Origin of the sequence: Polynucleobacter sp. es-EL-1 (assembly GCF_018687975.1) — a bacterium.
GTDB lineage: Bacteria > Pseudomonadota > Gammaproteobacteria > Burkholderiales > Burkholderiaceae > Polynucleobacter.
Genome location: NZ_CP061310.1, coordinates 906,031 through 920,455, shown reverse-complemented (window position 1 = coordinate 920,455; position 14,425 = coordinate 906,031). Strand labels below are relative to the sequence as shown.

Sequence of the window (14,425 nt, the reverse complement as noted above, 5' to 3'; positions counted from 1 at the left end):
AAAAAGTGGATACTTTCACCTATGAATGAACTCCTAGTCTTTATGTGTGATGGCGCCCCGGTTCGTGGGGAAATTGTCTCAATCAGTAGCGCCTGGCAAGCCGTCCTCGAGCGGCGCAATGATCCTCCGGCTGTAAAGCGCATTTTGGGGGATTTTGTTGGTGCAGCCACCCTTTTGAGCGCAAGCTTGAAGTTTGATGGCACCCTGATTATTCAGGCGCAAAGTCAAGGACCTATTTCGCTTTTGGTTGTGGAATGCAAGTCTGATTTGAGTATGCGCGCTACGGTAAAGCTATCCATTGAGCCTGACACTATTGATCCTGATGCGAGTCTGGGCGACTTATTGGATGCCCAAAATTCTGGGCGATTAGTCATCACCCTCGACCCTGCTGATCGTCAGCCTGGTCAACCCCCTTATCAAGGTATTGTGGCTTTACAAGAACATCGTGGCACGGTCATTAAACCTGTAACGAGTGCTGCAGAAGCAATCGCACTGTATATGCAAAATTCAGAGCAATTGGATACGCGGATTTGGCTTACTTCTAACGATACTCATGTTGGTGGTTTATTACTGCAACGCCTACCAGATTCAGGTGGGCATGCTCATCTCGACCCACAAGTTGCTGCGGAAGGCTGGAATCGCATCCAAGCACTTGGCGAAACCATTACCGATGAAGAATTATTGACATTGCCGCCGCAAACAATTTTGCGCCGCTTGTTTTTAGAAGAGTCTGCAGAAAATGGAGTTCGGAGTTTTCCGGCTAGACCAATTCAGTTTGCCTGTCGTTGCTCGCGAACCAAGGTAGCAGACGTTCTACGGATGTTGGGTGAGCAAGAGGTTGAAAGCATTCTTGCCGAGCAAGGCGCTGTTGATACAGAATGTGACTTCTGTGGAAAGGCGTATCACTTTGATGCGGTTGATTGCCGCCAAGTTTTTAAAACTGAATTGCTTGCCGATGCGACAAGGCCGCCCTCAAAAGGACATTAGGCGAGACAACATACTATCGCTTTGTAATTACTGGCTTCTCTGCATCTGCGGTATTGCTCGCTGATTTTTCGATTGGCAGAATTTGAACGAAGAATTCACCTTCTTTAATCATGCCATGCTCAACCCGCGCACGCTCTTCAATCGCCCTAGTACCCTCTTTTAAATCTTTCACATCACCAGTTAACTTGGCATTACGCAAGCTAAGTAAACTATTTTTAGCCTGCTGTAATTCCAGTTGTTTTTCCATTTCATAAACCTTGAGCCATCCACCCTTCCCCAACCATAATGGGTACTGTATTGCGATAAGCAATAACAGCATTGAGTAGATGACTAAGCGCATACCGAAACGAAAAAGAAATTAACGCTTCAGGTTATAGAAAACAGACTTTCCTGGGTAGCTTGCTACATCACCCAAATCTTCTTCAATGCGCAGCAGTTGGTTGTACTTTGCAATGCGATCAGAGCGTGACAAAGAGCCAGTCTTAATTTGTCCAGCATTCGTACCCACTGCAATATCGGCAATCGTGCTGTCTTCTGTTTCACCAGAGCGATGAGAGATTACTGCTGTGTAATTGGCTCGCTTAGCCATCTCAATCGCCGCAAAGGTCTCAGTCAAAGTGCCAATTTGATTAATCTTAATCAGAATCGAATTAGCAATACCCTTCTCAATGCCTTCTTTGAGAATTCGGGTATTGGTAACAAATAAATCATCGCCTACTAACTGAATCTTTTTACCCAGTTTTTGAGTGATATCGGCCCAACCATCCCAATCACTCTCATGCATGCCATCTTCAATCGACACGATGGGGAATTGATCTGCCAAGTTACCAAGGTAATCAGAAAACTCGCTCGAAGTCAGCTGGAGGCCTTCGCCAGACAGATGGTATTTATCATCTTTATAGAACTCACTTGCAGCGCAATCCAAAGCCAAGAGGACATCTTCACCCGCTTGATAGCCAGCACCTTCAATGGCTTTCATGATGGTCTGTAGACACTCTTGATTGCTCTTGAAGTTGGGAGCAAAGCCACCTTCATCACCTACAGTGGTAGGCATACCTTGAGAGCCGATAATTTTCTTGAGCTCGTGAAAGATCTCAGCGCCGCAACGCAAGGCTTCGCGAAAGCTCTGCGCACCAACAGGCATAATCATGAATTCTTGAATATCCAAGCTGTTATTGGCGTGTGCACCGCCATTGACGATATTCATCATTGGTACAGGCAATTGCATGCCTCCAGAGCCGCCAAAGTAACGATATAAAGGCAGGCCAGCCTCTTCAGCAGCGGCTCGCGCAACCGCCATAGAAACCGCTAGAGTGGCATTAGCACCCAAACGTGCTTTGTTATGGGTGCCATCCAAATCAATCAGAGTGTGATCTAGGAATGCTTGTTCGCTAGCATCTAAACCTAAAATGGTTTCCGCAATTTCTACATTGATATTTTGTACTGCTTTCAGAACCCCCTTACCGAGATAGCGCTCTTTGTCGCCGTCACGTAATTCAATTGCTTCACGTGAACCAGTAGAAGCCCCTGAAGGAACAGCAGCCCGGCCCATGACGCCAGATTCAAGTAAAACATCGCACTCTACTGTGGGGTTACCACGGGAATCCAAAACTTCTCTACCAATAATGTCAACAATGGCGCTCATGCACCCTCCTCAATATAAAAATAAATTTTGTTACAGCATCCGTTGAATAGTGATTCAGCAAAATGGATTACTTAAAACTGTCTTCTAAAAATGTTCCGGAGCGCTTCACCACAGTATCAATTGCTACCAAGGATTCAAGCAGTTCTTTCATGCGATGAAGTGGCACCGCATTAGGGCCATCAGATAGCGCCTTTGCAGGGTCTGGATGCGTTTCCATAAATAGTCCGCTGATACCAACCGCTACAGCAGCGCGCGCTAGTACGGGTACGAACTCACGCTGACCACCACTAGCATTGCCTTGACCACCAGGCAACTGGACGGAATGCGTTGCATCAAACACTACTGGAGCATGGGTCTCACGCATGATGGCTAAGCTACGCATGTCAGAGACCAAATTGTTGTAACCAAATGAGGCGCCGCGCTCGCAAACCATAAATTGGTCAGGAAGGTTTTTCTCTGCAGCAGCTGCCCTAGCCTTTTCAATGACATTGAGCATCTCATGGGGAGATAAAAATTGCCCCTTCTTGAAATTGATCGGCTTACCGCTCTGAGCACAAGCTCGAATGAAATCGGTCTGTCTGCATAAAAATGCAGGGGTTTGCATCACATCAACTACTTTTGCCACTGGCTCTATTTCGCTAACATCATGAATATCAGTGAGGACTGGGACGCCAATTTCACGCTTCACTTTAGCCAAAATCTCGAGCCCTTTTTCCATACCAAGACCTCGGAATGAAGTTCCTGAAGAACGATTGGCTTTATCGAATGAAGATTTATAGATAAAAGGAATCCCCAGAGAGCTCGTGATCGCTTTTAATTCACCAGCAATATCTAAGGCAGATTGCTCTGATTCAATCACGCAGGGGCCTGCAATCAGAAAGAAGCGTTTATCCAAACCAATATCAAAACCGCAAAGCTTAAATGAGCTCATGATATTTCCTTAGGCAGCTTGTGCAGTAGTAGCGTCTTGATGGATCAATGACGCTTTAATAAATGCGGAGAACAAAGGATGTCCATCGCGTGGAGTGGATGTGAACTCCGGATGAAACTGCACACCAAAGAACCAAGGATGCATTGAACTTGGCAGTTCCATCATCTCTGGCAGGGATTCATTTGGGGTTCTAGCAGAAATAATGAGGCCTGCTTTTTCCAACTTTGGCACATAGGTGTTATTGACTTCATAACGATGACGATGACGCTCGTTCACTTCAGCACCATAAATCTCATGGGCTAAGGTGCCATCCATGACGGGGCAACGTTGTGAACCCAAGCGCATGGTGCCGCCAAGATCGGAATCATTGGTGCGTTTCTCAATACGACCTTCGCGATCAACCCACTCAGTAATCAAAGCAACCACTGGGCTATCAGTATTAACATCAAACTCAGTGCTATTGGCATCTTTGATATTGGCCACATGACGAGCAAACTCAATCACGGCTAACTGCATCCCTAAGCAAATACCAAGATAAGGCACGTTATTCTCACGGGCATAACGAATAGCAGCAATCTTGCCTTCAGTACCGCGCTTACCAAAGCCGCCGGGAACCAAAATAGCATCAAGACCATGAAGGCAATCGACACCATCTTTTTCAATGACTTCAGAATCTATGTAATTGATATTGACGCGAGTATGGTTATGGATACCGGCATGACGCAGTGCTTCAATCAGTGATTTATAAGACTCGGTTAACTCGACATACTTTCCAACCATGCCGATAGTGACTTCATGTTGTGGATTGGCTAACTCATAAACCAGTTTTGCCCAAACAGATAAATCAGCAGGCTTTGCCTCAATTTCGAGCTCGCGGCAAATCAGATCATCCATTCCTTGAGCTTGTAGCATCTCAGGAATCTTATAAATTGTATCAACGTCCCATACAGAGATTACTGCCTCTTCACGAACGTTTGAAAATAAGGAAATCTTCGAACGCTCATCTTCTGGAATGGGTCGATCAGCACGGCATAACAAGACCGTAGGCATGATGCCAATCTCACGTAACTTTTGCACAGAGTGTTGAGTAGGTTTGGTTTTTAACTCACCTGCACTGCTGATATAGGGCACTAGCGTGAGGTGAACGAAAGCACAGCTGTGTTTTGGCAGGCGAATACTCATCTGACGCGCTGCCTCTAGGAAAGGTAAAGATTCAATATCGCCCACCGTTCCACCAATTTCACAGATGGCGATATCTGCATTGCCATCATGACTCGCTTTTGCACCACGTTCTACAAATGCTTGAATTTCATTCGTAATATGGGGAATGACTTGAACAGTCTTGCCAAGGTACTCACCACGTCGCTCTTTGCTGATGACCGATTCATAGATCTGGCCAGTAGTGAAGTTATTGCTTTTACGCATTTTTGCAGAGACAAAGCGCTCGTAATGCCCGAGGTCAAGATCGGTCTCAGCACCATCTTCAGTAACAAAAACTTCACCATGTTGAAGTGGGCTCATTGTCCCAGGGTCAACGTTGATATAAGGATCTAATTTTAGGAGGGTGACTTTCAGGCCGCGGGATTCAAGAATCGCGGCAAGCGAGGCAGCTGCGATTCCTTTCCCTAAAGAAGAAACCACACCACCAGTGACAAAAACGTATTTGGTCATCGCTTAAGCTCTGTTGGAAAAAGTAATTATAACGATAGCTGCTTGGCTTGAAAAAATTTCCATCTAAGCCAATGGCTTACAAGAGTTTGCCGAACATGGGCTATTTTTTCTCAACACCAAGTGCTCCCAAATGCTCCAATCCCCCCACTTTTTTTAGGCTCATAAAGGCATTTTGAGATAGTTTTTACTGATTTCAGGTTTTTTTTGAGAAATTTGGGGAATTAAGTCTTATATAAGACATGATTTCCGAATTACAATACAAGGAATGGGGTGAAAAACCCGTAATTGCTGTAATGTCGATAACTCTTACCCAATAGGAAACACGATGCTAGAAGCCTATAACGCCCAAGTAGCCGAGCGCGCCGCCCTTGGAATTCCTGCCCTCCCACTGACAAAAGACCAAACTGCCGAGTTAGTAGGTTTACTCAAGAACCCGCCAAAAGGTGCTGAGGCAGAACTATTAGAGCTTATTACCCATCGTGTGCCAGCTGGTGTTGACGAAGCAGCAAAGGTAAAAGCAGAATTTTTAGACGCGGTAGCTAAAGGTACCGTCAAATCCCCACTGATTTCTAGAGTGAAGGCAACTGAGCTTTTGGGCACCATGCTTGGTGGTTACAACATCAAGCCATTGGTCGAGTTATTGAGCGACTCTGAGTGCGCCGCAACTGCTGCTGCTGCGCTTAAGAAAACCCTCCTCATGTTTGACTACTTCCATGACGTCCAAGAATTAGCTGAAAAAGGCAACGCCCAGGCTAAAGAAGTAATGCAAAGCTGGGCAAATGCGGAGTGGTTTACAAGCCGCCCTGCCGTTCCAGAGAGCATGAAACTCACGGTTTTCAAAGTCACTGGCGAAACCAATACCGATGACCTCTCCCCTGCCCCAGATGCATGGAGTCGACCTGATATTCCTCTGCATGCCACCATCATGCTCAAGAATCCACGTCCAGGCATCGAGCCAGACGAAGTAGGTGTTCGCGGCCCAATGAAGCAGATTGAAGCGCTACAGAAAAAAGGCAATCAAATCGCTTATGTTGGTGACGTAGTTGGAACTGGCTCTTCACGTAAATCTGCTACCAACTCTGTGTTGTGGTGGACTGGTCAAGACATCCCATTTGTTCCTAATAAGCGTTTTGGTGGCGTATGTTTAGGTACCAAAATTGCACCCATCTTCTTTAATACGATGGAAGATGCTGGCGCCCTACCAATTGAGCTCGATGTATCCGATATGAACATGGGCGATGAAATTGAGTTGCGTCCATACGAAGGCAAGGCATTTAAGAACGGTAAAGAAATTGCTTCCTTCACCTTAAAATCCCCAGTGATTTTGGATGAAGTCCGTGCTGGTGGGCGTATTCCATTAATTGTTGGCCGCGGCTTAACCGCTAAGGCGCGTGCAGCGCTTGGTTTGCCAGCCTCTACTGAATTCCGTGTACCAGTTAGCCCACCAGACAACAAGAAGGGCTTTAGCTTGGCTCAGAAGATGGTTGGTCGTGCCTGCGGCTTGCCAGAAGGCCAAGGCGTTCGTCCTGGTACTTACTGCGAGCCACACATGACAACTGTAGGTTCACAAGACACCACTGGACCAATGACGCGTGATGAATTAAAAGATTTGGCTTGCTTGGGCTTCTCTGCCGACTTGGTAATGCAGTCCTTCTGCCACACTTCTGCTTATCCAAAGCCAGTGGATATTCGTACTCACCATGAGCTGCCAGCATTTATGACTAACCGTGGTGGTGTTGCCCTGCGTCCAGGCGATGGCGTCATTCATAGTTGGTTGAATCGTTTGTTGCTGCCTGATACCTGTGGTACCGGTGGCGATAGTCATACTCGCTTCCCGATTGGCATCTCTTTCCCAGCAGGCTCAGGCTTAGTTGCTTTTGCTGCTGCTACAGGCGTGATGCCTTTGGATATGCCAGAGTCCGTTTTGGTTCGTTTCAAAGGCAAAATGCAGCCAGGCATCACTTTGCGTGATTTGGTGAATGCCATTCCTTTGTATGCCATCAAAAAAGGTTTGCTCACGGTTGAAAAACAAGGCAAGAAGAATGTGTTCTCAGGACGAATCCTCGAGATTGAAGGTTTGCCGGATTTGAAGGTAGAGCAAGCATTTGAATTGTCAGATGCTTCTGCTGAGCGCTCTGCTGGTGGTTGCGCAGTGCAGCTCAACAAAGAGCCCATCATCGAATACATGCGTTCTAACATCACCTTAATGAAGTGGATGATTGCGAATGGCTACGAAGATAAGCGTACTTTAGGTCGCCGTATCAAGGCGATGGAAGCATGGATCGCCAAACCTGAATTGCTCAAGGCCGATGCAAATGCTGACTATGCAGAGATCATTGAAATCGATATGGACGAAATCAAGGAGCCTATCCTTGCCTGCCCTAACGATCCAGATGATGTCAAATTCCTCTCTGAAGTTGCCGGTGAAAAGATCGATGAAGTCTTTATTGGCTCTTGCATGACTAATATCGGACACTTCCGTGCTGCTGGTAAGGTGCTTGAAGGCAAAACCGATATGCCTACGCGTTTGTGGATTGCCCCTCCAACCAAGATGGATCAAATGGTTCTGACTGAAGAAGGCTACTATGGCGTGCTAGGCCGCACTGGTGCCCGCATGGAGACTCCAGGCTGCTCACTATGCATGGGTAATCAAGCGCAAATTCGTAAGGGCTCTACTGCGGTTTCAACATCTACTCGTAACTTCCCTAATCGTTTAGGTATTGATACTCGCGTGTATCTAGCTTCTGCAGAGCTTTCCGCCGTTGCAGCGCTCCTAGGTCGTATCCCAACCATGCAAGAGTACCTTGATCAATTGGGCGCTTTAAATGCCAATGCAGAAGAAGTGTATCGCTACATGAACTTTGACAAGATCAAATCATTTAGTGATGTTGCTGATACCGTTACGGTCTAAGCATTCAATCCCATGAGTTTGGGGTAAAGAAAAGGCGATCAACAGATCGCCTTTTTTATTGCTTATGGATTATTTGCTCAAATTGAGAGTTTATTTTCTTGATGGGCATTCTCTCGATTTAAACCTGCTGCCCAGGTATTGGTCGGAAGGCCAGTCTTTTCCATGATTAGCTTGGCGCGCTTAGAGACCTCTTTCCACTCCACATCTAATTGCGGACCTTTGAAAGCAATCGCTACGACATTGCAATCATGAGATTCCGGAAATAACAACACGCGATTATCAAAGGCTTCGCAGATGTTATTGAGGTTGACATCAAAACTCTTATGACGTGAAAACAGATTCACTGTTAAGACGCCTGGGGATTTGAGGATGTCATAACAACCCTTATAAAAATCCAAAGAGCTTGCTGAGGGACCATCGCAAATCGCATCATAAAGATCTACTTGAACTGCATCAAAGTAATCTTGATACTTGGGGCTTTGCACGAATTCCTTGGCATCTGTCTGGAGCGTTTCTAGCCTGCGATCATCACCTGGTGTCATAAACATACTCCGCGCTGAAACAATTACTGCAGGGTTGAGTTCAACGACCGTGTTCTTTACTGCCGGACAGTAACGATGGGTAAATTTAGTCAAAGCACCAGTTCCAAGACCGAGTTGCGCTACCCGCATGCCAGGTTTAGTTTCTAAAAACAGTAGCCAAGCCATCATTTGCTGGTTGTATTCCAGATAGATTTCATCTGGATCACGAATACGCATGGCACCTTGAATTAACTCGGTACCGAAATGGAGGTATCGAACCCCACCACTCTCAGAAAACGTGACGGGCTCCATCGCCATAGATGAATCTGACATTAAATTACTTTGCCCAGACCCTAGCATTGCGGAATAAGCGCATCCAAGGGCTAGCGCCGTCAGGGTTATCCAACCATTCCGGTGGACACCAACTCATCTGTACGGCTCTAAATACACGCTCAGGATGCGGCATCATGACTGTAAACCGTCCATCGGGTGTCGTTACGCCCGTCAATCCACCTGGCGAGCCGTTGGGGTTCATTGGATAAGTTTGAGTAGGATTGCCTTGGTGATCAACAAAACGCATCGCTGCTAAACCCTGCTGCTCAATAGCTTCTAGATTTCCTTGTTGGCTAAAGTTGGCAAAGCCTTCACCATGGGCAATCGCAATTGGCAAATGACTTCCGGCCATGCCCTGGGTAAAGATTGAAGGTGAAGACATCACCTCAGCCATGACTAAGCGCGCCTCGTATTGCTCAGACTGGTTACGAGTAAATTTAGGCCAGTTTTCGGCACCAGGAATAATGCCTGAGCTACCAGCAAGATTGCTCATCATTTGGCAACCATTGCAGACGCCTAAGGCAAAACTGTCTTGACGATCAAAGAATGTAGAGAACTGGTCGCGCAATTGGCTATTAAAGAGAATCGTTTTCGCCCAGCCCTCGCCTGCGCCCAGTACGTCGCCATAACTAAAACCGCCGCAGGCAACCAGCCCACGAAAATCATCTAACTTGGATTTACCGGAAAGCAAGTCAGACATATGAACATCATAGGCATCAAATCCAGCCCAGTTCATGGCGTAAGCCATCTCAACATGAGAATTCACGCCCTGCTCACGCAATATGGCAACTCTAGGTCTAGCATTCTTATTAATAAATGGCGCTGCAATATCGTCCGCAAGATCAAATGTCAGCTTAGGTGACATTCCAGTATCGGCAATGTTGTCGAGGAGAGCAAACTCACTATCAGCACAATCTGGGTTATCGCGTAAGCGAGCAATCTGATAGCTGGTATTTGTCCACATCTTCTGGAGCACTTCACGTGGCTCTGCAAAGATGTTCTTAGCGTCACGCCAAATTTCAATACGGCCATTGGTGTTTGGTTTGGCAATCACATGACTGTAGGCGCTTAAGTTCAATTTACGCAAAACAGCAAATACCGCATCACGATCAGACTTGCGAATTTGAATTACGGCACCAAGCTCTTCACTAAATAAAGCGCGCATGGTTTGATCATGACGACGACCAGAAACTTGCTGTGCCCAGTTCTTAGCATCACCCCAGTCAGCCTCTTGACCAACATCAACGGCAATCATGTCGACGTTAATGGAAACACCACAATGAGAGGCAAAAGCCATCTCGGCAATACAGGCAAATAGACCGCCATCAGAACGATCGTGATATGCCAACAATTGATCTGCCTTACGCAATTCAATAATTGCATTTGCAAGCGCCTTCAGATCTTCAGGATGATCTACATTAGGAGCTGACTTACCAGATTGATTGAGAACCTGAGCCAGAATACTTCCAGCCATGCGGTTCTTGCCACGACCCAAATCAATCAAAATCAATTCAGTTTCTAGAGCAGCTCCAGACTCATCTTTGAGTTTTAGCAAAGGTGTTGTAGTTTTACGAACATCCTGAACTGCAGCAAAGGCTGAAATAATGAGTGAGACTGGAGAAATCACTTTCTTGGATTGATCACCCTCTTGCCATGAAGTTGCCATAGAAAGCGAGTCTTTTCCAACTGGAATAGAAATACCTAGTGCTGGACATAAATCTATACCAATCGCTTGAACTGAGTCATACAGCTTGGCATCCTCACCGGGTGAACCGCAAGCAGCCATCCAATTAGCAGATAGTTTCACATCTTCTAGGCGGGCAATATCTGCAGCCAATAAATTGGTAATAGCTTCACCAACAGCCATTTTGGCTGCAGCAGGAGCATCAATCACGGCTAATGGCGTGCGCTCACCCATCGTCATTACTTCACCGCGATAGCCCTTGTAATCCATCAATGTGACTGCACAATCGGCTACGGGAACTTGCCAGGGACCTACAAATGGGTCACGGGCATTTAAACCACCAACAGTTCGATCGCCAATCGTAATCAAGAAAGATTTACTGGCCACAGTTGGCTGCTGAAGAACCCATGCAACACATTGGGCAAGATCAGCATCAGTGACATTTAACTCATCAAACTCTTGCAGAACACGCGTGACATCGCGATGCATCCGTGGCGGCTTGCCAAGCAAGACTTCCATTGGCATATCGATCGGCATGGCTGCATCGGTACCGGCAACTTCTTTGCTATCGCTTAACTGAAGTTGACGCTCGGCAGTTGCCTCACCAACCACAGCAAAAGGGCAGCGCTCGCGCTCACAAATTGACTTAAAGAGCTCTAGGTCTTTAGCTTCAATTGCCAGAACATAGCGCTCTTGAGATTCATTGCACCAAATCTCAGCAGGACTCATACCACTCTCTTCAAGTGGAACTTTGCGTAATTGAAATTGTGCACCTAAGCCAGCACCATCTGCTAGCTCTGGAAATGCATTAGAAATACCACCAGCACCCACATCATGAATAGAAACAATCGGATTATTCTGGCCCATAGCAATGCAAGAGTTAATGACCTCTTGTGCACGGCGTTCCATCTCAGGATTACCCCGCTGAACGGAGTCGAAATCTAAATCTGCAGTGTTAGTCCCAGTTGCAACTGAACTGCCGGTTGCCCCACCCATACCAATACGCATACCAGGACCACCCAATTGAATAAACAAGTGACCCGCTTTAATTTGCTTTTTTGCTGTATGGATTGAATCAATGTTACCGATGCCACCCGCAATCATGATGGGCTTGTGATATCCACGACGCACACCTTCTAAGGTTTGCTCAAATACGCGGAAGTAGCCACCCAATATGGGGCGACCAAATTCATTATTAAATGCAGCGCCACCAAGTGGTCCCTCAATCATGATTTGTAAGGGTGTCGCAATGCGATCTGGCTTGCCATATTTCTCTGACTCCCACGGCAAATCTGTACCGGGAATGTTCAGATTCGAAACAGAGAATCCCGTTAAACCCGCTTTGGGTCTGCCACCAATACCGGTAGCGCCCTCATCACGAATCTCGCCACCAGCACCGGTAGAGGCACCAGGGAATGGTGCGATTGCTGTTGGGTGATTGTGTGTCTCAACCTTCATTAAGGTATGGACTAGACGCGTGTCTTTTTCATATCGATGTTCTTGACCTTTTGGCGACCAAGTTTCTGACTCAGCTCCGACCATTACTGCTGAGTTATCGGAGTAAGCTACGATAGTTCCTTCAGGTTGAAGCTGATGCGTATTGCGAATCATCGCAAATAGGGATTTCTCTTGATCATCACCATCAATCGTCCAGCTTGAATTGAAAATCTTATGGCGGCAATGTTCGCTATTTGCCTGCGCAAACATAATGAGCTCAACATCGCTCGGATTACGCTCAAGACGAATAAAATTCTCAACGAGATAAAGCACTTCATCTTCAGATAGCGCCAACCCTAACTCTTGGTTTGCTCTATCTAAGGCAGCTCTCCCCTCGGTGAGAACTGGGATGCGCACAAATGGTTGATCAGGTAGGGATTGATACAAGGCGCTGGCTTCATTAACATCAGAAATCACAGCTTCAGTCATCCGATCATGAAGCGCTGCCAATACCAATTGCTCCTCTTGTGCACTGAGAGATTTTTTACTTTGCCACGCATATTGAACACCGCGCTCGATGCGAAAAATATCTAAGCCACATTGACGTGCAATATCTGTTGCTTTACTAGCCCACGGAGAAACTGTGCCAAAACGCGGGATAGTGATTGCCGTTTGCTTAGAAGCACCCTTACCAAACCAGGACTTAGCTTCTTCTTGCAACTCAAAAGGCTGACCATAGGTCAGCAAACTCTCTAGAACCTCCCTACTTTTGGCGCTCAGTTCGGACTCAGACCAAATGAAATGGAGATACTGAGCCTGAATAGACTCAAGTTGAATTCCTTGGGCGGCAAGCGAGGCTAAAAGTCGCTGTTGGCGGAAGGCTGAAAGGGCATTTGCCCCGGGCAAGCAACAGAATGAAGACATCCTCAGATTATAAGGTTTTGCTTAAACCAGGCGACCACCCTGTAGGGTTAATTGACGGCTACACCTGGAAGCCAAGGCGGGATCATGGGTTACCAAGACCAAAGTGGAAGAATTTTCCGCGTTTAACTCAAAAAGGAGCTCAATCACCCGATTTCCACTGGCTTCATCTAGGCTTCCGGTCGGTTCATCCGCAAACAAAATAGCCGGTTGATTCACAAACGCTCTGGCTAAAGCAACCCGCTGCTGCTCACCCCCTGAAAGCGTTTTAGGAAAGTGATTGAGGCGATGTCCAAGGCCGACCTTCTCCAGCCAAATTGCAGCCTTAGCTTTCGCTGTAGCAAGATCCATCCCAGAAAGCTCGAGTGGCAGCATGACATTTTCCAAGGCATTTAATTGGGGGAGCAGCTGAAAGGACTGAAACACAAAACCCACAAATTGCCCTCTTAACTGGGCACGACCGTCCTCATCCATAGTGGATAGATTTTGACCCATGATTTGGACGTGACCACTAGAAGGCAAATCTAAGCCAGCCAGCAAGCTTAGTAAAGTACTTTTACCCGAGCCCGATGTTCCTACAATCGCAACACTTTCACCCTGCCGAATAACAAAGTCAATATCGTGCAAAATACTTAAATCCCCGTCGACAGTCTTTACTCCCTTAGCAAGATGGTGGGCGACGATGGCTTCTATTGGTGTATTCATGTGGAATCTTTTTAAGATCAATTAATGCGAGATCAGCCTTTCAATATCAAAAGGACATTAATGCTGTTAACAGGCATATTTTGCCTGTTTATGAGCGTTCCCACTTGGTCGCAAACCAAACCGCTCATTCTGGTGCTGGGTGATAGCCTTTCTGCAGAGTATGGGCTCCCACGAGGAACGGGCTGGGTTGGTCTATTAGAAGCCCAATTAAAGAAGGATGGCAGCCCGGCTAGTGTTTTTAATGCCAGCATCAGTGGAGAAACAAGTTCGGGTGGCCTATCTCGTCTACCGGCGCTTTTAGATGCCAAGAAACCAAGCATCGTCATGATTGAACTTGGCGCCAATGATGCATTACGTGGCTTACCAATAGCCGAAACAGAATCCAACTTGCGAAAAATGATCACCATGAGCAAAAAAGCAGGCGCAAAGGTACTGCTCTTTGGCATGCAAATTCCACCCAATTATGGACAAACTTATACAGGCCAGTTTAAAGCGCTCTACTCTTCCCTAGCCAAACAAGAAAGGGTTGAGTTAATTCCATTTTTCCTGGAAGGCGTTGCGACTAGATCTGATTTATTTCAGGCGGATCGCATTCATCCTAACGTAGATGCGCAAACCATTCTTTTTAAAAACGTATGGGGCGTAATGGCCCCATATCAAAAGCTATTACAGTAAATTT

General features: G+C 46.6%; 10 protein-coding genes. 3 read left to right on the top strand and 7 right to left on the bottom strand.

Annotated elements, in window-relative coordinates; all coding sequences use genetic code 11:
• The first annotated feature begins 21 nt into the window (after positions 1–21).
• Positions 22–987 (top strand): Hsp33 family molecular chaperone HslO, encoded by a 966-nt coding sequence (locus tag FD974_RS04635; protein ID WP_215366326.1) that lies wholly within the window; start codon positions 22–24, stop codon positions 985–987.
• Between the two features lie 13 nt (positions 988–1,000).
• On the opposite strand, the gene ftsB is transcribed toward FD974_RS04635, so the two are convergent.
• From ftsB to FD974_RS04615, 4 genes are all read right to left on the bottom strand, one after another.
• Positions 1,001–1,327: a cell division protein FtsB gene (ftsB, locus tag FD974_RS04630; protein WP_215366323.1), complete on the bottom strand. Its 327-nt coding sequence runs from the start codon at positions 1,325–1,327 to the stop codon at positions 1,001–1,003.
• 18 nt (positions 1,328–1,345) lie between these two features.
• On the bottom strand, positions 1,346–2,632 hold the full coding sequence (gene eno, locus FD974_RS04625; RefSeq protein ID WP_215366320.1) for a phosphopyruvate hydratase: 1,287 nt from the start codon (positions 2,630–2,632) through the stop codon (positions 1,346–1,348).
• A gap of 67 nt (positions 2,633–2,699) precedes the next feature.
• Positions 2,700–3,563, bottom strand: coding sequence for a 3-deoxy-8-phosphooctulonate synthase (gene kdsA, locus FD974_RS04620; RefSeq protein WP_215366318.1), 864 nt, complete (start codon positions 3,561–3,563; stop codon positions 2,700–2,702).
• Positions 3,564–3,572: 9 nt separating this feature from the next.
• Positions 3,573–5,234: a CTP synthase gene (locus FD974_RS04615; protein WP_215366315.1), complete on the bottom strand. Its 1,662-nt coding sequence runs from the start codon at positions 5,232–5,234 to the stop codon at positions 3,573–3,575.
• A gap of 325 nt (positions 5,235–5,559) precedes the next feature.
• On the opposite strand from FD974_RS04615, the gene acnB reads away from it, so the two are divergent.
• Complete coding sequence (gene acnB / locus FD974_RS04610; protein ID WP_215366313.1) at positions 5,560–8,145, top strand: bifunctional aconitate hydratase 2/2-methylisocitrate dehydratase; 2,586 nt, start codon at positions 5,560–5,562, stop codon at positions 8,143–8,145.
• Positions 8,146–8,222: 77 nt separating this feature from the next.
• Here the strand turns inward: acnB and FD974_RS04605 are convergent, their stop codons facing one another.
• From FD974_RS04605 to FD974_RS04595, 3 genes are read right to left on the bottom strand one after another with little or no spacing between them, the layout of a single operon-like run.
• A complete protein-coding gene (locus tag FD974_RS04605) occupies positions 8,223–8,999 on the bottom strand; it encodes a spermidine synthase (RefSeq protein WP_251374669.1) in 777 nt (258 codons plus the stop codon).
• 4 nt (positions 9,000–9,003) lie between these two features.
• Positions 9,004–13,044: a phosphoribosylformylglycinamidine synthase gene (purL, locus tag FD974_RS04600; protein ID WP_215366308.1), complete on the bottom strand. Its 4,041-nt coding sequence runs from the start codon at positions 13,042–13,044 to the stop codon at positions 9,004–9,006.
• Positions 13,045–13,065: 21 nt separating this feature from the next.
• Positions 13,066–13,746, bottom strand: a complete 681-nt coding sequence (locus FD974_RS04595; protein ID WP_215366305.1) for an ABC transporter ATP-binding protein — start codon at positions 13,744–13,746, stop codon at positions 13,066–13,068.
• A 90-nt stretch (positions 13,747–13,836) separates the two neighbouring features.
• Between FD974_RS04595 and FD974_RS04590 the strand changes: the two genes are divergently transcribed.
• Positions 13,837–14,421, top strand: a complete 585-nt coding sequence (locus FD974_RS04590; protein WP_371817130.1) for an arylesterase — start codon at positions 13,837–13,839, stop codon at positions 14,419–14,421.
• The last annotated feature ends 4 nt before the right edge of the window (positions 14,422–14,425 follow it).

Bases quoted from the DNA above. Each gene is read 5' to 3' on its own strand.
- ftsB (WP_215366323.1), bottom strand. From the start codon at position 1,327: ATGCGCTTAGTCATCTACTCAATGCTGTTATTGCTTATCGCAATACAG.
- FD974_RS04605 (WP_251374669.1), bottom strand. From the start codon at position 8,999: ATGTCAGATTCATCTATGGCGATGGAGCCCGTCACGTTTTCTGAGAGT.
- kdsA (WP_215366318.1), bottom strand. From the start codon at position 3,563: ATGAGCTCATTTAAGCTTTGCGGTTTTGATATTGGTTTGGATAAACGC.
- FD974_RS04590 (WP_371817130.1), top strand. From the start codon at position 13,837: ATGAGCGTTCCCACTTGGTCGCAAACCAAACCGCTCATTCTGGTGCTG.
- purL (WP_215366308.1), bottom strand. From the start codon at position 13,044: ATGTCTTCATTCTGTTGCTTGCCCGGGGCAAATGCCCTTTCAGCCTTC.
- acnB (WP_215366313.1), top strand. From the start codon at position 5,560: ATGCTAGAAGCCTATAACGCCCAAGTAGCCGAGCGCGCCGCCCTTGGA.
- FD974_RS04595 (WP_215366305.1), bottom strand. From the start codon at position 13,746: ATGAATACACCAATAGAAGCCATCGTCGCCCACCATCTTGCTAAGGGA.
- FD974_RS04635 (WP_215366326.1), top strand. From the start codon at position 22: ATGAATGAACTCCTAGTCTTTATGTGTGATGGCGCCCCGGTTCGTGGG.
- FD974_RS04615 (WP_215366315.1), bottom strand. From the start codon at position 5,234: ATGACCAAATACGTTTTTGTCACTGGTGGTGTGGTTTCTTCTTTAGGG.
- eno (WP_215366320.1), bottom strand. From the start codon at position 2,632: ATGAGCGCCATTGTTGACATTATTGGTAGAGAAGTTTTGGATTCCCGT.